The sequence below is a fragment of the Amycolatopsis solani genome (assembly GCF_033441515.1).
Taxonomy (GTDB): Bacteria; Actinomycetota; Actinomycetes; order Mycobacteriales; family Pseudonocardiaceae; genus Amycolatopsis; species Amycolatopsis solani.
The window spans coordinates 254,379-273,038 of record NZ_JAWQJT010000003.1; the positions used below are offsets into that span (position 1 = coordinate 254,379).

4 protein-coding genes and 1 pseudogene (1 of these 5 cut by a window edge) are annotated in these 18,660 nt (G+C 74.2%); 3 read left to right on the plus strand and 2 right to left on the minus strand.

Annotated features, from left to right (window positions below; translation table 11 throughout):
* Together SD460_RS34055 and SD460_RS34060 are read right to left on the minus strand one after the other, a co-directional pair.
* Positions 1-6,988 carry the 5' portion of a type I polyketide synthase gene (locus SD460_RS34055; protein ID WP_318307277.1) on the minus strand. The gene continues 13,070 nt to the left of window position 1, outside the view, so the window shows 6,988 of its 20,058 coding nt (coding positions 1-6,988); its start codon is at positions 6,986-6,988; its stop codon lies off the left edge, out of view.
* Positions 6,985-15,297: pseudogene (locus SD460_RS34060) on the minus strand (type I polyketide synthase); the annotation flags it as partial. The pseudogene SD460_RS34060 and the gene SD460_RS34055, both read right to left, overlap by 4 nt.
* A gap of 212 nt (positions 15,298-15,509) precedes the next feature.
* On the opposite strand from SD460_RS34060, the gene SD460_RS34065 reads away from it, so the two are divergent.
* From SD460_RS34065 to SD460_RS34075, 3 genes are read left to right on the plus strand one after another with little or no spacing between them, the layout of a single operon-like run.
* Entirely contained in the window at positions 15,510-16,907 is a 1,398-nt protein-coding gene (locus SD460_RS34065) for a glycosyltransferase (protein WP_318307279.1), read from the plus strand.
* Positions 16,904-17,875, plus strand: a complete 972-nt coding sequence (locus tag SD460_RS34070) for an ATP-binding cassette domain-containing protein (RefSeq protein ID WP_290061713.1) — start codon at positions 16,904-16,906, stop codon at positions 17,873-17,875. The genes SD460_RS34065 and SD460_RS34070 overlap by 4 nt, the downstream gene beginning before the upstream one ends.
* The gene (locus SD460_RS34075) at positions 17,865-18,632 is read left to right on the plus strand and encodes an ABC transporter permease (protein ID WP_290061709.1); all 768 of its coding nucleotides are present in this window, start codon (positions 17,865-17,867) and stop codon (positions 18,630-18,632) included. The genes SD460_RS34070 and SD460_RS34075 overlap by 11 nt, the downstream gene beginning before the upstream one ends.
* The last annotated feature ends 28 nt before the right edge of the window (positions 18,633-18,660 follow it).

Below are 18,660 nucleotides of genomic sequence, written 5' to 3' on the forward strand. Positions count from 1 at the left end.
CCAGCTCGCCGATCGAATGCCCGAGCAGCAGGTCCGGCGTGACGCCCCACGAGCGCGCGAGCCGGTACAGCGCGACCTCGATCGCGAACAGCGCGGGCTGGGCGATGTCAGTGGACTCCAGCGACGCCCCGGCGTCGAACATCCGGTCCCGCAACGGGAAATCGAAGTGCGCGCCGACCTCGTCGAGCGCGGCGGCGAACACCGGGAACCGCTCGTACAGCTCACGGCCCGCTCCGGCGCGCTGGGCGCCCTGGCCGGTGAACAGGAACGCCGTCCGGGCGCCGGAAACCGCTTCGCCGACCGCGAGCCCGGGTGCGTCGGTGCCGTCGGCCAGCGCGACGAGGGCGGCCAGGGGGTCGCCAGTCAAGACCGCGCGGTGCTCGAAGGTGGTGCGCGTCGTGGCCAGGGACCAGGCGACGTCGCCCGGGTCGCTGGCCAGCAACCGGCTCGCCTGCGCCCGCAGGGCTTCCGGGGTGCGCGCGGACAGCAGCCACGGCGCCGGACGGCCGGTCGCCGCGGGTTCCGGCTCGGCGGCCGGGGGCTGCTCCAGCACGACGTGGGCGTTGGTGCCGCTGATGCCGAACGACGAGACCGCCGCGCGGCGCGGGCGCCCGGTCTCCGGCCACGGCCGGGTCGCGGTGACCAGCTCGATGTCGCCCGCCGTCCAGTCCACATGGGACGAAGGCGCGTCGACGTGCAGGGTCTTCGGCACGACACCGGACCGCAGCGCGTACACGGACTTGATCACGCCCGCGACCCCCGCGGCGGCCTGGGTGTGACCCAGGTTCGACTTGATCGAGCCGAGCAGCAGGGGCCGGAATTCGTCGCGGTCCTGGCCGTAGGTGGCCAGCAGGGCCTGCGCTTCGATCGGGTCGCCGAGCGTCGTGCCGGTGCCGTGGCCTTCGACGACGTCTACGTCCGAAGTGGACAGCCCGGCGGCCGACAACGCCTGCCGGATCACGCGTTGCTGCGACGGGCCGTTCGGCGCGGTCAGGCCGTTGGACGCGCCGTCGGAGTTGACCGCGCTGCCGCGGACCACCGCGAGGACCGGGTGGCCGTTGCGGCGGGCGTCGGAAAGCCGTTCCAGGACGAGGACTCCGACGCCTTCGGACCAGCCGACCCCGTCGGCGGCATCGGCGTAGGACTTGCACCGGCCGTCGGCGGCGAGCCCGCGCTGGCGGCTGAAGTCGATGAACGTCCCCGGCGTCGCCATCACGGTGACGCCGCCGGCCAGTGCCAGCTCGCATTCGCCGCGCTGCAGCGCGGTCGCGGCCATGTGCAGCGCGACCAGCGAGGACGAGCACGCCGTGTCGACGGTGACCGACGGCCCTTCCAGGCCGAAGACGTAGGACAGGCGCCCGGACAGCACGCTGCCCGCGTTGCCGGTGCCGAGGTAGCCGAGCGAGTCGGCCGGGAACTCGACGTTGGCGCCGAGGTAGTCGTGGTACATGATCCCGGCGTAGACGCCGGTGCGGCTGCCGCGCAGGGTTTCCGGCCGGATCCCGGCGCGCTCCAAAGCTTCCCACGACGTCTCGAGCAGCTGGCGCTGCTGCGGGTCCATGGCGAGGGCCTCGCGCGGGGAGATGCCGAAGAAGCCGGGGTCGAACCCGGCGACGTCGTCGAGGAAGCCGCCTTCGCGGGTGTAGCTGGTGCCCGCGTGGTCGGGGTCCGGGTGGTAGAGGGCGTCGACCGGCCAGCCGCGGTCGCCGGGGAAGCGGGAGACGCCGTCGCCGTCGCCGAGCACGAAGTCCCACAGCTCGTCGGGCGAGGTGATGCCGCCCGGGTAGCGGCAGCCCATGGACACGATGACGACCGGGTCGGCCTCGACCGGGGTCGTCCGCGCCGGGGCCTGGACCGCTGCCAGGGTGCCGACCAGTTCGTCGTGGAGGTGGCGGGCGAGGGCGAGGACGGTCGGGTAGTCGAAGACGAGCGTCGCGGGCAGCCGCAGGCCGGTGTCGGCCTGGACGGCGTTGCGCAGCTCGACCGCGGACAGCGAGTCGAAGCCGAGGTCCGAAAAGGACTGCCCGGGCTCGACCTGGCCGATCGAGCTGTAGCCGAGCAGGGCCACGACGTGGGTGCGCACGAGGTCGACGAGCGCGCGCTGCCGGTCGGCGGGCGCGAGCGCGGCGAGCCGGGCGGTGAGGCCGGAGTCGGCGCGGGCCCGGCGGCGGGTGGTGCCGCGGATCAGGCGGCGCAGCAGCGGCGGCACCTCGGGTGCGGCGGACAGCGTGTCGAGGTCGAGCCGGACCGGGGCGAGGAGGGCGTCGTCGGCGCCGAGCGCGGCGTCGAACAGGCTGAGTCCCTGGTCGAGGGTCAGCGGCGGGGTCCCGGCGCGGGTCATCCGGTCGAGGTCGGCGTCGGTGAGGGTGCCGGCCATGCCGGTTTCCCAGGCGCCCCAGGCGAGGCTGACGGCGGGGAGGCCGTGCGCGTGCCGGTGGGCGGCGAGGGCGTCGAGGTAGGCGTTTCCGGCGGCGTAGTTGCCCTGCCCCGCGGCGCCGAACACCCCGGCCACGGACGAGAAGAGGACGAAGGTCTCGACGTGTCCGGCCAGCTCGTGGAGGTGCCAGGCGGCGTCGACCTTGGGGCGCAGGACGGCGTCGAGCCGGTCCGGGGTCAGCGAGCCGAAGGTGGCGTCGTCGAGGACGCCGGCGGTGTGCACGACGGCGGTGATCTCGTGCTCGGCGAACACCGCGGCCAGTGCGTCGCGGTCGGTGACGTCGCAGGCGATGGCGGTGGCGTCGACCCCCAGCTCGGCGATCAGCTCGGCCGCGCCCGGGGTGTCGGGGCCGCGGCGGCCGAGCAGGAGCAGGCGGCGGGCGCCGTGCTCGGCGACCAGGTGCCGGGCGAGGTGCGTGCCCAGGCCGCCGAGGCCGCCGGTGATGAGGACGGTGCCGTCGAAGCGGCCTTCGGACGCGGGCGCGACGGCGGCCCGGCCAAGCCGCGGGACGTGCAGCCGTCCCTCGCGGACGAGGACCTTCGGCTCCCCGAGCGCGACGGCCGCGCCGAGGAGAGTGTCGTCGCCGGTGTCGACGAGGGTGATGCGGCCAGGCTGTTCGGCCTGCGCGGAGCCGAGGAGCCCCCAGATCGGCGCGGTGGCGAGGTCGGTCGAACTGGCGACGACGACCAGGTGCGAGTCGGCGAACCGCTCGTCTTCCAGCCAGGCCTGGACGGTGTGCAGGACTTCGCGCAGGGTCTCCCGGACGCCCTCAGGAGTCTCGCCGCGCACCTCCGGCCGGTAGAGCACGGGGGGTCGTGAGTGATGAGGAGGGTTAGAACCGTCCTTTTCACTCACGAGGACCCGGGCGTCGGGGGTCGGGGCGGGTTCGAGGGCCGGCCAGTCCACCGGACCGGTCGCCACGCTCGCCGGGACCGGGACCCAGTCCACGGTGAACAGCGACTCGTGACGCGCCTTCCGCCCCGCGCCGGTGCTCGCGGCGACCGGGCGCAACGCGAGCGCTTCCACCGACGCCACCGGTTCGCCCGCGGTGTCGGTGACCTCGATCGCCACCGACACCGGGTCGGCCGCGTCGATCCGGACCCGCAGCGCCGACGCGCCCGGAGCGTGCAGTGTCACGCCCGACCACGCGAACGGCAGCAGCCGGTCGGCGTCCTCGCCGCGGTCCGCCGCGCCCAAGGCGTGCAACGCCGCGTCGAGGACCGCCGGGTGCAGGCCGTACCCGTCCGTCGCGCCCGCCTTCCGCGGGGCGGTCACCTCGGCGAACACCTCGGTGCCGCGGCGCCAGACGCGCTCCAGGCCCTGGAACGCCGGGCCGTAGCCGAACCCGGCCGACGCCAGGCCGTCGTAGAAGCCGGTGAGGTCGACTTCCTCCGCGTCCGCGGGCGGCCACGCGAGCGGCACCGGATCCGCGGCCCCGGGAGCGAGCACACCCCCGGCGTGGCGCTCCCAGGCCGTGTCCTCGGGTTCGTCCTCGAGTCGCGAGTGGACGGTGAACGCGCGCCGCCCGGTGTGGTCCGGGGCGCCGACGAGCAGCTGCACCCGCACGCCGCCGCGCTCGGGCAGGACGAGCGGCGCTTCCAGCGTCAGCTCGGCGACGCGCGGGCAGCCGACGCTGTCGCCCGCCCGCATCGCCAGTTCCAGGAAAGCCGTGCCGGGCAACAGGATTGCGCCCATGACGACGTGGTCGGCCAGCCACGGCGTAGCCGCCGCGGAGAGCCGGCCGGTGAACAGGTGGCCCTCGCCGTCGGCGAGTCCGGTGGCCGCGCCGAGCAACGGGTGCCCGGCCGCGGTCAGGCCGAGCCCGCCCGGGTCGGTCGCCGCCGCGCCCGGCGGGGTCGCTTCCGGCCAGTAGCGCTCGTGCTGGAAGGCGTACGTCGGGAGGTCGATCAGCCGCGCGCCGGTACCCGCGTGGAATCCGGCCCAGTCCACCGGTACGCCGGCGACGTGCAGCGCCCCGACCGCCGCCGTGATGGTGTGCTCCTCCGGCCGTCCGGCCCGCAGCAGCGGCACGCACTTGACGTCGTCGCCCGCCCCGCTCGCCATCGCGCTCAGCACGCCGTCGGGGCCCAGCTCGACGAACCGGGTGACGTCCCGCTCGGCCAGCCAGCGCACGCCGTCGCCGAAGCGGACGGCGTCCCGCACGTGCGACACCCAGTACGCCGGGTCCTGCAGTTCGCCCGCCGCCGCGACGCGGCCGGTGCGGTTCGAGACGACCGGCAGTTCCGCCTCGCGGTAGGAGATCCGGCGCGCGACCGCGGCGAATTCGCCGAGCATCGGTTCCATCCGCGCCGAGTGGAAGGCGTGGCTGACGCGCAGCCGCTTGGTCCGCCGGTCGCCCAGCGCGGTTTCGAGGGCGTCGATGGCGGCCGCGTCACCGGAGAACACCACCGAGTCCGGCCCGTTGACCGCGGCCAGCGAGACCTCCGGCCCGGTGATCAGCTCGAGCGCTTCGGCTTCGGTGATTTCGGCGGCCAGCATCGCGCCGCCGGGCGGCAGCTCCTGCATGAGCCGGCCACGGGCGGTGACGAGCGCGCAGGCGTCCGCCAGCGAGACCACGCCGGCGACGTGCGCCGCGGCCAGCTCGCCGACGGAGTGCCCGAGCAGGTAGTCCGGCTTCAGCCCCCACGACTCGGTGAGCCGGAAGAGCGCGACCTCCAGCGCGAACAGCGCCGCTTGCGCGTACTTCGTCTCGTCGAGCCCTTCACCCGAGCGCACGACGTCGGTGAGCGCCGGGTCGAGGTGGGCGCACGCGGCGTCCCACGCCTCGGCGAACGCCGGGAACGCCTCGCGCAGTTCGAGGCCCATCCCGGCCCGCTGCGCGCCCTGCCCGGTGAACAGGAACGCGACGGCGCCGGACGTGGCGACGCCCGACGCGCCACTCCCCTCGGCCAGCGCGGTCAGCCCGGCCCGCAGATCGTCCACAGTGGAGCCGGTGACGACCGCGCGGTGCGGCAGCGCGGCCCGCGAAACCCCCAAGGAGTAGGCGAGGTCCAGCGGCGACTGGTCCACAACGGACAGCAAGCGGCCGGCCTGGCCGCGCAGCCCGGCGGCGTTCTTCCCGGACACCGGCCAGGCGAACACGCCCGGAACCCGCGGTGACGGCTCGACGACGGCCTCGACCGCCGGAGCCTGCTCCAGGATGACGTGCGCGTTGGTCCCGCTCAGCCCGAACGACGAGACACCGGCCCGGCGCAGCCGCCCGGTCTCCGGCCACGGCCGGGTGCCGGTGACCAGCGCGAGCCCGCTGGCGTCCCAGTCGAGGGCGGACGTCGGCGCGTCCACGCCCAGGGTTTCCGGCAGGACGCCGTGCTGCAGCGCGAGGACCATCTTCAGCACCCCGGCCACCCCGGCCGCGGCCTGGGTGTGCCCGAGGTTCGACTTCACCGAGCCGAGCCACAGCGGTTCGCCGTCGCGGTCGCGGCCGTAGGTGGCGGCCAGGGCTCGGGCCTCGATCGGGTCGCCGAGCGTGGTGCCGGTGCCGTGCGCCTCGACGGCGTCGACGTCGGAGGGGGTCAGCCCGGCGCCCGCGAGCGCCGCGCGGATGACGCGCTCCTGCGCCGGGCCGCTCGGGGCGGTGAGCCCGTTGGAGGCACCGTCCTGGTTGACCGCGCTGCCCCGCAGGACGGCGAGGACCCGGTGGCCGTTGCGCTCGGCGTCGGACAGCTTCTCCAGCACCAGCACGCCGGCGCCCTCACCCCAGCCGGTGCCCGCCGCGCCTTCGGCGAACGAGCGGCAGCGGCCGTCGGGGGCAAGGCCGCGCTGGCGGCTGAAGGCGATGAACAACGTCGGGGTGGCCATCACGGTCGCCCCGCCGGCCAGCGCCAGCGAACAGTCGCCGCGGCGCAGGGCGTGCGCGGCCAGGTGCATCGCGACCAGCGATGCCGAACACGCGGTGTCGACGGTGATCGCGGGCCCCTCCAGGCCGAGCGCGTAGGCGACGCGTCCGGAAAGGACACTGGAGGCGTTGGCCGTGGACAGGTAGTCCTCGGCGCCTTCGGCCGCGCTCGCGGCGAGGTGGATGTAGTCCTGGAAGTTCGTGCCGGTGAAGACCCCGGTCGACGAGCCGCGCAGCGACGCCGGGTCGATGCCCGCGCGTTCGATCGCCTCCCACGAGATTTCGAGCATGAGCCGCTGCTGCGGGTCCATGACCAGCGCTTCCCGCGGCGAGATGCCGAAGAACGCCGGGTCGAAGTCGCCGGCGTCGTGCAGGAAACCGCCGTGGCGCACATAAGACGTGCCGCGAGAGGCGCCGTCCGGGTCGTGCAGCCGGTCGACGTCCCAGCCTCGGTCGGCCGGGAACTCCGTGATCGCGTCCCGGCCGGCGGACAGCAGGTCCCACAACGCTTCCGGCGTCGACGCGCCACCCGGGAAGCGGCAGCCGAGGCCGACGATCGCGATCGGTTCCTGGTCGGCCGTCTCGGCCTCCCGCAGCTTCGCGCGTGTCTCCTGCAGCTCCACGGTGACCCGCTTGAGGAAGTGCCGGAGCTTTTCTTCGTTGTCCATCAGCGCTCGCCCATCCTGCGTGCTCACGAGATCCCGAACTCCTTGCCGAGCAGGTCGAACATTTCGTCGTCCGAAGCCGCGAAGACTTCTTCGCCGTCCGCGCGCTCCGGCCGCAGCCCGTCGAGCAGGCGGTGCAGCCGCCGGGACACGGCGTCCCGGCGGGTTTCGTCGAGGTCGCCGTCCGCCATCGCCCGTTCCAGGGCGGCCAGCTCGGCGTCCAGCGGGGCCCCGAGCTGGTGCCGCCCGGCCGGCACCAGCTCGGCACGCAGGTACTGCGCGAGCGCGAGCGGCGTCGGGTGGTCGAAGACCAGGCCCTGCGGCAGGTTCAGCCCGGTGCGGCGGGCCAGCAGGTTGCGGAACTCGACGGCGCTGAGGGAGTCGAAGCCGAGCAGGCCGAACTTCGCCTCGGGCTCGATCGCGTCCGCCGAGGCGTGCCCGAGGATCATCGCGGCCGCCGTCCGCACCGCCTTCGACAGCGTGCTGACGCGCTCGGGTTCCGGCATCCCGGCCAGCTGCTCGGCCAGGGATTCCTCGGCGGTCTCCGGTGCTCTTCGGGCCGCTTCGATGGCCGCGCGGGCGCTGGGGACGCCGTCGAGGAGGTGGGTGGTCCGCATGAGCGCCATGCCGGGCGCGTACCGGGACCAGTCGATGTCGGCGACGGTGACGGAGGTGTCCCCGCGGCGGAGTGCTTCCCCGAGGGCCAGCAGTGCCCGGCGCGGCGCGAGGGCGGCGGCCCCGCTGCGGCGCATGCGTTCCTGGATGGCCGGATCGGCCGCCATGCCGACCTCGCCCCAGGCACCCCAGGCGACCGACAGGGCGGGCAGCCCGGCGGCGGCCCGCTGTTCGGCGAGCGCGTCGAGCACGGCGTTCGCGGCGGCGTAGCTGCCCTGCCCTGGCCCGCCGACGGTGCCGGCGATGGAGGCGAAGAGCACGAAGAGGCTGAGGCCGGTGGTCAGTTCGTGCAGGTTCACGGCGGCGGCGGTTTTGGGCCGCAGCACCGTTTCGAACCGGCTCGGATCGACGGCCTCGACCACGCAGTCGTCGAGCACACCGGCCGCGTGCACGACTCCTCGGAGGGGGAATTCCTTCGGCAGGCTCTCGATGAGCTGCCGGAGGGCGTCGCGGTCGGAGACATCGCAGGCGGCGACGGTGACCCGGGCGCCCGCGGCGGTGAGTTCGTCGGCGAGCTCGCGCGCGCCGGGGGCGTCGAGGCCGCGGCGGCTGGTGAGCACGATGTGCCCGGCGCCGGACTCGGCGAGCCAGTGCGCGAGTTTCCCGCCGAGGGCGCCGGTACCGCCGGTGACGAGCACCGTGCCGTCGGCGGGCACCTCGCCTCCGAGCCCGGTAGGCGGACCGGCAGGATCGGGCACCAACCGTCGCACCAGGGCACCTTCGGCGCGCAGGGCGATCTGGTCCTCCTCCCCCGCCGCCGCGAGGGTGCCCGGCAGGCGGGTCAGGGCGCGGGGTTCGAAGTCCGGGGGTACGTCGATCAGCCCGCCCCACCGGCCCGGGTACTCCATCGCGGCCACCCGGCCCAGGCCCCACACCGCGGCCTGCGCGAGGCGGCCCGGCGCGTCGCCCGGGCCGACCCGCACGCCGCCGGTGGTCAGGCACCACAGGGGTGCGTCGACCCCGGCGTCGCCGAGGGCCTGCACCAGGGCCGCCGTGGTCGCGAGGCCGCCGGGTACCGAAGGCGTTTCCGGGGCCGTCGTCTCGTCCAGGGCCAGCAGCGACAGCACCCCCGCCGGGCTCGGGAACGTCTCGAGCAGCGTCGTGATCCGCTCCGCCAGCGCCGGGCGGTCCGGCCCGTCCACGACGAGCCGGACGGTGTCCGCGCCCAGGACGTCGACCAGTACCTCGATCCGCTCGTCGCCGTCGAGCGAGGCGGGCACCGCGATCAGCCAGTCCTCGCGGCGCGGGGCGGCCGTGCCCGTGAAGGGCTGCCAGTCGACGCGGTAGCGCCAGCCGTCCGTGGTGGACCGATCGACGTACCCCTTGCGGTGCGCGGAAAGCGTGGGCAGGACCCGGGCCAGCTCGTCGGCGTCGGCACCGAGTTCCGCGGCGAGCGCCGGGAGGTCGGTGCCTTCGAGCGCCTCCCAGAAACCGTCGGCGGGTTCGGCCGCGGGAGCCGCGGGTTCCGGCCAGAACCGCTCGCCGTCGAACGGGTACGTCGGCAGCCGGACGCCGCGCGCGTCGGCCCCGGCGAAGAAGCGGGTCCAGTCGATCGCGAGGCCGTCGACGTGCAGCCGGCCCAGCGCGGTGACGATCGTGGTCTCCTCGTCGCGGCCCGCCCGCAGCAACGGCACGAAGGTGGCATCGACCGTCTCGGCGGCCATCCCGCACAGCACGGCGTCCGGGCCGACCTCGACGAACCGGGTGACCCCGCGCCCGGCCAGGTCCGCGACGACATCGCCGAAGCGGACGGTCCGCCGCACGTGGTCCACCCAGTACTCGGCCGTCGCGAACAGCTCGTGTTCCGGCTGCCCGGTCACCGCGGAGATCAGCGACCGGCGCGGCGGCCGCAGGTCGAGCCCCGCGACGACCTTGGCGAAGTCCTCCAGCATCGGCTCCATCAGCGGCGAGTGGAAAGCGTGGCTGACGGCCAGCCGCTTGGCCTTCTCGAACCGCTCCGCGACCGCCAGGGTCGCCGCTTCGGAGCCGGCGATCACCACCGACGACGGCCCGTTGACGGCGGCGAGCGCGACGTCCGGGCCGAGCAGCGGCTCGACGTCGGCCGCACTCGCGCGCAGGGCGTACATCGCCCCGCCCTCGGGCAGTTCCTGCATGAGCCGGGCCCGGGCGGCGACGAGCGTGCACGCGTCGGCCAGCGACAGCACCCCGGCCGCGTGCGCGGCGGCGATCTCGCCGATCGAGTGCCCGGCGAGGTGGTCGGCCCGGACTCCCCACTCTTCCAGCAGCCGCAGCAGCGCGACCTCGACGGCGAAGATCGCCGGTTGCGCCCAGCCGGTCGTGTCCAGGCGGGCGGCGTCGCCGAAGACGACGTCCTTCAGCTCGTCGCCGAACTCGGCGCAAACCTCGTCGAAGGCGTCGCGGAACACCGGGTAGCGGTCGTGCAGCCCGCGGCCCATGCCGAGCCGCTGGGAACCCTGGCCGGTGCACAGCAGTGCCGTGCCACCGTCGCTCGCGGTGCCTTCGACGAGGTTCCCGGCCAGCGCCGAGCGCATCGCTTCGAGGTCGGCGCCGACGACGACCGCGCGGTGCTCCAGCGCGGCCCGGCGGGTGGCGAGGGCGAGCCCGGTGGCGGCGAGCGGTGAGCCGGCGCCGGCCAGGCGGGCGGCTTGGGCCCGCAGCGCGGTCCGGCTGCGGGCCGAAAGCACCCACGGCACCACAGCGGCCGGCGGTTCCGGCGCCGGAGCCGGCGCTTCGGGAGCCTGTTCGAGCACGACGTGCGCGTTGGTCCCGCTGACGCCGAACGCGGACACCCCGGCCCGGCGCGGGCGAGCCACCTCGGGCCACGGCGTCGGCTCGGTGACCAGGTCGATCGAGCCGGCCGTCCAGTCCACATGGGACGACGGCGCGTCGACGTGCAGGGTCGGCGGCACCAGCCCGTGCCGCATCGCCTGGACGACCTTGATCACCCCGCCGACACCGGCGGCGGCCTGGGTGTGGCCGATGTTCGACTTGAACGAACCCAGCAGCAACGGCGTTTCACGGTCCTGCCCGTAGGTCGCGAGCAGCGCCTGCGCTTCGATCGGGTCGCCCAGGGTCGTCCCGGTGCCGTGCGCTTCGACGACGTCGACGTCCGAAGTGGATAGACCAGCGTCGGCGAGCGCGGCCCGGATGACCCGGCGCTGCGACGGGCCGTTGGGCGCGGTGATGCCGTTGGACGCGCCGTCGGAGTTGACCGCGGAACCCCGCACCACGGCGAGGACTTCGTGGCCGCGGCGGCGGGCGTCGGAAAGCCGTTCCACGACGAGCATCCCGACGCCCTCGGCCCAGCCGGTGCCGTCGGCGGCTTCGGCGAACGCCTTGCAGCGCCCGTCCGGCGCGAGGCCGCCCTGCTGGCTGGTGCCGAGGAAGTAGTTGGCGCTGGACATCACGAGCACGCCGCCGACGAGCGCGAGCTCGCACTCCCCCGCCCGCAGCGCCTGCGCCGCCAGGTGGAGCGCGACCAGCGACGAAGAACACGCGGTGTCGACGGTCATCGACGGGCCTTCGAGACCGAGCACGTAGGACACCCGGCCGGACACCGCGCTGGCGGCGTTGCCGAGCCCGGCGTGCGCCCCGACGTCGGCGTCACTGCCCGCGAGCACGCTCGCGTAGTCCTGGCCGTTGGTGCCGACGAACACGCCGGTCGGGGTGGCGCGCAGGCCGAGCGGATCGATCCCGGCGTCCTCCAGCGCCTCCCACGACGTTTCCAGGACCTGCCGCTGCTGCGGGTCCATCGCGAGGGCTTCGCGCGGGGAGATGCCGAAGAAAGCGGCGTCGAAGCGGTCGATGCCGTCGAGGAAGCCGCCGTAGGTGGTGGCCGACGCGCCCGCGGCGAGCGTCGCGAGGTCCCAGCCGCGGTCGCGGGGGAACGGGCCGACGGCGTCGTGGCCGTTCGCGACCATCGTCCAGAGGTCTTCGGGCGAGCGGACGCCACCCGGGTACCGGCAGCTCATGCCGACGATGACGACGGGGTCGTCCGTGCGCGCCCGGGTCCGGCGGACCGGGCCGGTGCGCTCGCCGCCGCCGAAGAGCCCGGCCAGCAGCAGGCGGGCGACGGCGGACGGCGTCGGGTGGTCGAACACGAGCGTGGCGGGCAGTTCGAGGGCGGTGGCAGCGGTGAGCCGGTTGCGCAGCTCGACCGCCATCATCGAGTCGAAGCCGAGGTCGGTGAACGGGTCGCCGGTGCCGACCGCGCCGGTGTCGCCGTGGCCGAGCACGGCCGCGACGGTGGTCCGGACGAGATCTTCGGCCGCGCGGACGCGGTCGGCCTCGCCGAGCGCGGCCCAGTCGCCGGCCACCGGGCTCGCCGGGACGCGCACCGGCGTCGCCGGCGTCGCCTCGATTTCGGTGACGGCGCCGCCGAACTCGATCTCGGCGGCGAGGAACACCGGGCGGTCCGCGGAGTCGAGCAGCGCGAGGCTGACCGTGGTGTCCCCGAGCGGGGCGACGCGCAGCCGCAGCTGGGTCAGTCCCCGCGCGTGCAGCGAAACCCCGCGCCAGGCCACCGGTTCCGCACCGCAGGCTCGGACGGCTTCGGCAAGCAGGAGGGGGTGAATGTCGAACGCGCCCGGGTCACCGTCGAGGGTCACGTCGCTGAGGTACGCGCCTTCGACCAGCACGGCAGATTCCGCCCCAGCCGCCGCAGCCAGCACGCCAGTGGCGTGGTGCGTCCAGCCCGAGCCTTCCGTCGCACTTTCACGTGAAAGTGCGGCGCCCTGGTGCGCACTTTCACGTGAAAGTGCGGAGTGCACGTCGACTGGGCGGCGGCCGTCGGGGCCGGGCGGGCCGACGCGCACCTGCAGCACGACGACGTCCTTCGGGGCCAGGGCGAGCGGCGTCGTGAGGGTGAACTCGGCGATCTCCGGGCAGCCGAGGTTGCGGGCCGCGCGCAGGGCGAGTTCGAGGAATCCCGTGCCGGGGAACGAGGTCCGGCCGGCCAGCCACGGCTGGGTGGCCGGGGAAACGGTGCCGGTGAGCACGGTTTCGGTGGTCGCGGCGACGTCGAGGGCCGCGCCGAGCAGCGGGTGCCGCACCGGGGTGAGGCCGAGCCCGGCCGCGTCGCCGGTGCGCGGGGTGAGCGTCGGCCAGTAGCGCTCGCGCTGGAAGGCGTAGGTGGGCAGGTCGACCGGCCGGGCTCCGGCGTGCACGGCCGCCCAGTCGGCGGTGCCGCCCGCGACGTGCAGCGCGGCCAGCCCGGCGATCAGCGCGGTGTCCTCGGCCTGGTCCTTGCGGGCGAGGGGAATCCCGCCGGTGACGAGTCCGGAAAGGACGGCCGACGGGCCCAGTTCGGCGAACCGCGTCACGCCGGACCCGGTGAGCCGGGTGACCGCGTCGCCGAACCGGACGGTCTCGCGGACCTGCCGGACCCAGTACTCCGGGTCGGTGACGTCCCCGCCCGCGACCAGCGGGATTTCCGGCTGGGCGAAGGACAGCTCCGTGACCACCGCCCGGAAATCGGCCAGCATCGGGTCCATCAGGCGGGAGTGGAACGCGTGGGACACCTTGAGCCGCCGGGCCCCCGGGAACCGCGCCGCGACGGCGGTGACGGCGTCCTCGGGTCCGGAAAGGACCACCGACTCCGGGCCGTTCACGGCGGCGATGTCGACGTCTTCGCCGCGGACGTCCACTTCGGACGCGCGCACCGAGATCATCGCGCCACCCTCGGGCAGCGCGCCCATGAGCTTCGCGCGAGCGGAGACGAGCGTGCAGGCGTCGTCGAGCGACAGCACCCCGGCGACGTGCGCGGCCGCGATCTCCCCGACCGAGTGCCCGGCCAGGAACGCCGGGCGCACCCCCCACGACTCCAGGAGCCGGAACAGCGCGACCTGGTAGGCGAACAGCGCGGGCTGCGCGTGCTCCGTCCGATCGAGACGGTCGTCGGTGACCACGCCGAGGCGGTCCGAGAGCTCGGCGAACGTCTCGGCGAAGACCGGGTACACCTCGGCGAGCCGGGTGCCCATCCCGGTCCGCTGCGCGCCTTGGCCGGAGAAGAGGAACGCCGTCTCGCCGCGGGACGCGGTCCCGGTGGTCACGTTCGCGGCGGCCCCCTGCTCGTGCCAGGAGCGCAGGCCGGCGCGCAGGGCCGCGGTGTCCGGCCCGGTGACGGCGAGGCGGTGCTCGAAAGCCGTGCGGGTGACCGCGGTCGACAAGGCGACGTCGGCCGCGTCGGCGGCATCGGTGGTGGCGTCGAGCAGGGCTTCGGCCTGGGCACGCAGCGCGGGTTCCGAGCGGGCCGAGACGAACCACGGCACCGGCCCGGCGGGCCGCGGGCCGCGATCGGCCGGCTCGGGCGCCGGAGCCTGTTCGATGATCGTGTGCGCGTTGGTGCCGCTGACCCCGAAGGACGACACGGCGGCGCGGCGCGGGCGGCCGGTCTCCGGCCACGGCTCCGGCTCGGTGACCGGGCGGACCGAGCCGGCACTCCAGTCCACTTCGGACGAAAGCCGGTCGGCGTGCAGCGTGCGCGGCACCTCGCCGTGGCGGATGGCCAGGACGGCCTTGATGATCCCGGCGACCCCGGCGGCGGCCTGGGTGTGCCCGAAGTTCGACTTGACCGAGCCGATCAGCAGGTCGTGCTCGCGGTCGCGGCCGTAGGTGGCCAGCAGGGCCTGCGCTTCGATCGGGTCACCGAGCCGGGTGCCGGTGCCGTGCGCTTCGACGACGTCGACGTCCGAAGTGGACAGCCCGGACGCGGCGAGCGCGGCCTGGATCACGCGCTGCTGCGACGGTCCATTGGGGACGGTCAGGCCGCTGCTGGCGCCGTCGGAGTTCACGGCGGTGCCGCGCAGCACGGCGAGGACGGGGTGGCCGTGGCGCCGCGCGTCGGAAAGCCTTTCCAGGACGAGGATCCCGGCGCCTTCGGCCCAGCCAACGCCGTCCGCGCCGTCGGCGAACGCCTTGCAGCGCCCGTCCGGCGCGAGGCCGCCCTGCTTGCTGAACTCGGCGAACGCCTCGGGGGTCGCCATGACCGTGACGCCGCCGGCGAGCGCGAGGGAGCACTCGCCCGAGCGCAGCGCCTGCGTCGCCCAGTGCGCGGCGACCAAAGAGGACGAACACGCGGTGTCGACGGTGGCCGAGGGCCCTTCGAAGCCGAAGGAGTAGGCGAGGCGGCCGGAGAGCACGGCCGCGGTGGTGCCGGTGCCGGCGTGGCCTTCGACGGTCTCGCCGGACGCCGCCAGGAGCTTGCCGTAGCTCTGGCCGTTGGTGCCGACGAACACGCCGGTGCGGCTGCCGCGCAGGCTCGCGGGCACGATCCGGGCGCGTTCGAGGGCCTCCCAGGTGACTTCGAGCAGGAGCCGCTGCTGCGGGTCCATGGCGAGCGCCTCGCGCGGCGAAACGCGGAAGAACCCGGCGTCGAACCGGTCCGCCGCCTCGACGAAGCCACCGCGCCACGCGTCGACGTCGCCCAGGCTGATCGTGCTGCGGTCCACCCCGGCCAGCAGCGCGGACCACCCGCGGTCGGCCGGCAGCGGCCCGATCGCGTCGGTGCCGGCGTCGACCAGGTCCCACAGCTGTTCCGGCGTCGTGACCCCACCGGGGAACCGGCACCCGATCCCGACGACCGCGACCGGCTCCACGGCGGCGGCTTCCATCTCCCGCACGCGCTGACGCGACCGGTGCAGGTCGGCGGTGACGCGCTTGAGGTAGTCACGCAGCTGGCTCTCGCTGGCCATCCTCGCCTCTCGGTGTCGTCCGGCCGGGACTCGCGCCACCGCGGGTCCGGGTTCCGTGGAGTCAACCGCGTCCGGCGCCCGCAAACCCTTAGTCTTCGCACCGGCGGCGGCCCGGACCCGTCGCGGAATGTAGGTGATTCACGGAAACGGCGTTGTTACGGTCGCGGCGGCCGTGTGCTCCCGCCGAGGAAAGGTGCTTCTCCATGAGCCGAGAACGGCGTCCGATCCTGTTCGTCAGCTCACCCGACAGCGGGCTGGTCAACTCCCTGCTCGTGCTGGCGGCGGAACTCTCCCGGCGAGGGGTTCCCGACCTGTACTTCGCCACCTTCGACAACCGCCGCGAAGAGGTCGAGGCCATCGGGGCCGACGGCAGCGGCAGCCGCGTCGAGTTCCGGTCGCTCGGTGCGCCCGTCCCCGAACTCTCCTCCGGGGAGTGGGACGACGAGACCTACCACGCGGTCACCCAGAAGTCCCGCTGGAAGGCGCACAAAGCGCTGATGCGGCACACCTTCGACACCCGCTTCCGCGACCAGGCCTACCGCGCGCTCACCGAGATCGTGCGCGAGGTCGAGCCGGCCGCCATGATGATCGACTCGCTGCTGCACGCCGGGTTCGAACTCGCCGTCACGCAGCGGATCCCGCACGTGGTGAGCGTGCCGTTCTCGGTGAGCAACCACCTGACGAAGCTGCCGCCGGGCTTCCCCGTCCCGCACTCCGGGCTGCCGCTGGAGATGACGGCCGGGCAGCGCCTGGCGAACGCGTGGTTCGGGTTCCGCCGCAAGGCGCTGTACTTCACCGATTCCCTGCTGCGCAAGCGGGTCGTCGAGTACGTGAAGTCCAACAAGGAGCTCGGCGTCTCGCGGCTCGCCGCGAAGTACACGTCCCGGATCGACGAAGCCGCGCTCGTGCTGGTCTACTCCCTCGCCGAGCTGGAGTACCCGGTGGACATCCCGGCGCACTTCCGCATGCTCGGCGCGATCGTGCCGCCGCTGCCGGAACTGCCGGACGAGCAGGACGTCAAGGGCTGGCTCGACCGGCACGAGTCGGTGGTCTACATCGGGTTCGGCACGGTCGTGCGGATGAGCGAAGCCGAGATCAAGGGCCTGGTCGAGGTCGCGCGGCGGCTCGAAGGCAAGCACGCCGTGCTCTGGCGGCTGCCGGCCCAGTCGTGGCACCTGCTGCCGCCGTCCGACGAGCTGCCGTCGAACCTGCGGGCCGAGAAGTGGCTGCCCTCGCAGCTGGACGTCCTCGCCCACCCGCACGTGCGGGCGCACTTCACCCACGGCGGCGGCAACGGCTACATCGAGAGCCTCTACTTCGGCAAGCCGCTGCTGCTGCGGCCGCTGTTCGTCGACGGCTACGACCAGGCCGTCCGCGCGCGGGACACCGGCGTCGGCCTGGTCGTCGAGTCCTCGCACGGCATCGACGCCGACGACGTCACCGCGAAGCTGACCGAAGTGCTGGAGAACCCGTCGTTCACCTCGCGGGCCCGGGAAATGGCCCGGCTGCAGCACGAGCCGGGCCGCGGCCGGGACGGTGCCGCCGACGCGCTGCTCGCGCTCGCCGCCGGGACGCCGGCCGCGACCGAGCCGGCCCGGTGATCGAGGCCGCGGGCCTGGCCCGCACCTTCACCGCCGACGGCCGGGAGGTCGCCGCGGTCCGCGGCGTCGACCTGCGGGTCGAGGCCGGCGAGATCGTCGCGTTCCTCGGCCCGAACGGGGCGGGCAAGACCACGACCATGCGGATGCTCACGACGTTGCTGCGCCCGACCGCCGGCCACGCCCGGATCGCCGGCGCCGACCTGCTCACCGAGCAGAAACGCGTGCGGCGGCACATCGGCTACGTCGCCCAGGGCGGCGGCACGGTCGACGAGCGCAAGGTCCGCGAAGAGCTCATGCTGCAGGCCCGCCTCTACGGGCTCAACAAGACCGACGCCGCCGAGCGCGTCCGCGAGATCTCGGGCCAGCTGGGCCTGACCGGCCTGGAAGACCGGCTGACGTCGGCGATGTCGGGCGGCCAGCGGCGGCGGCTCGACCTGGCGCTGGGCATGGTGCACCTGCCGGTGGTGCTGTTCCTCGACGAGCCGACCACCGGCCTCGACCCGCAGAGCCGCGCCCACCTGTGGGGCCACATCCGGCGGCTGCGCGACGAACAGGGCGTGACCGTGTTCCTCTCGACGCACTACCTCGACGAAGCCGACGCGCTGGCCGACCGGATCCAGGTGATCGACGACGGCGTGATCGTCGCCGAGGACACCCCGGAGGCGCTGAAGTCCCGGCTGCTCGGCGACGGCGTCGAGGTGACGGTGCCGCCGGAACGCGCGGACCACGCCGAACTGCTGGTGGCCGGGCTGCCCGGGATCCGCGGCCTGCGCCGCGACGACGCGACGTTGCGGTTCCAGGTCGCGCAAAGCGAAGAGGTGCTGTCGCCGCTGGTGCGGGCGCTGGACCAGCAGGACATCACGCTGGTGGCGTTGCGCGTGCAGCGCCCGACGCTCGACGACGTGTTCTTCGCCCTGACCGGCCGGGGCCTGCGCGAGCCCGTCAAGGAGGTCACCGATGCTGCGTGAAGCGCTCCTGGTCTACCGCAGTGAGCTGGCAGTGCTGCTGCGCAACAAGCCGTACCTGGTGCTGGGCATGATCCAGCCGGTGCTGTACCTGGTGCTGTGCGGGCCGCTGCTGGCCGTGCTGGTCAGCAAGACCCCCGGCGTCGCGGCCCAGACGTCCTGGGTGGACCTGACGCCGGCGCTGATCATCCAGATCGCGGCGACCAACGGCGTCTACTGCGGGTTCGTCCTGATGTCGGGCATCCGCTCCGGCGCGGTCGACCGGCTGCGGGTGACGCCGGTGAGCCGCACGGCCCTGAGCCTCGGCCAGGCCTTGCCGTCGGTGACGCTGTCGCTGATGCAGGGCGTGATCATCCTGCTGCTGGCGAGCCTGGTGTTCGGCGTGGCGCTGAGCGTGGTGGGCGTGGCCCTGGTCCTGGTGATCACGGCGCTGACGGCGCTGTCGATCGCGTGCTGCGCCAACGCGATCGTGCTGAAGCTGCGCAACGAGGACACGTTCTCGTCGATCGTGAACATCGTGATCCTGCCGCTGACGCTGCTGTCGGGCATCCTGCTGCCGATCACCCCGGACCGGGCCCCGATGTGGCTGTACGTGCTGTCGCGGTTCAACCCGCTGGCGTACGTGGTGGACATCAGCCGGGCGAGCTTCCGGGAGACGCTGCCGGTGCTGCCGACGGTGGCGGGCGCGGTGGTGATCATCGGGCTGACCGCACTGGCGGTGCGGTGGAACTCGCGCACCTTCCAGGCGGTCGCCGCCTGATCTCACTGCACCGACCGGGCCGGGGACT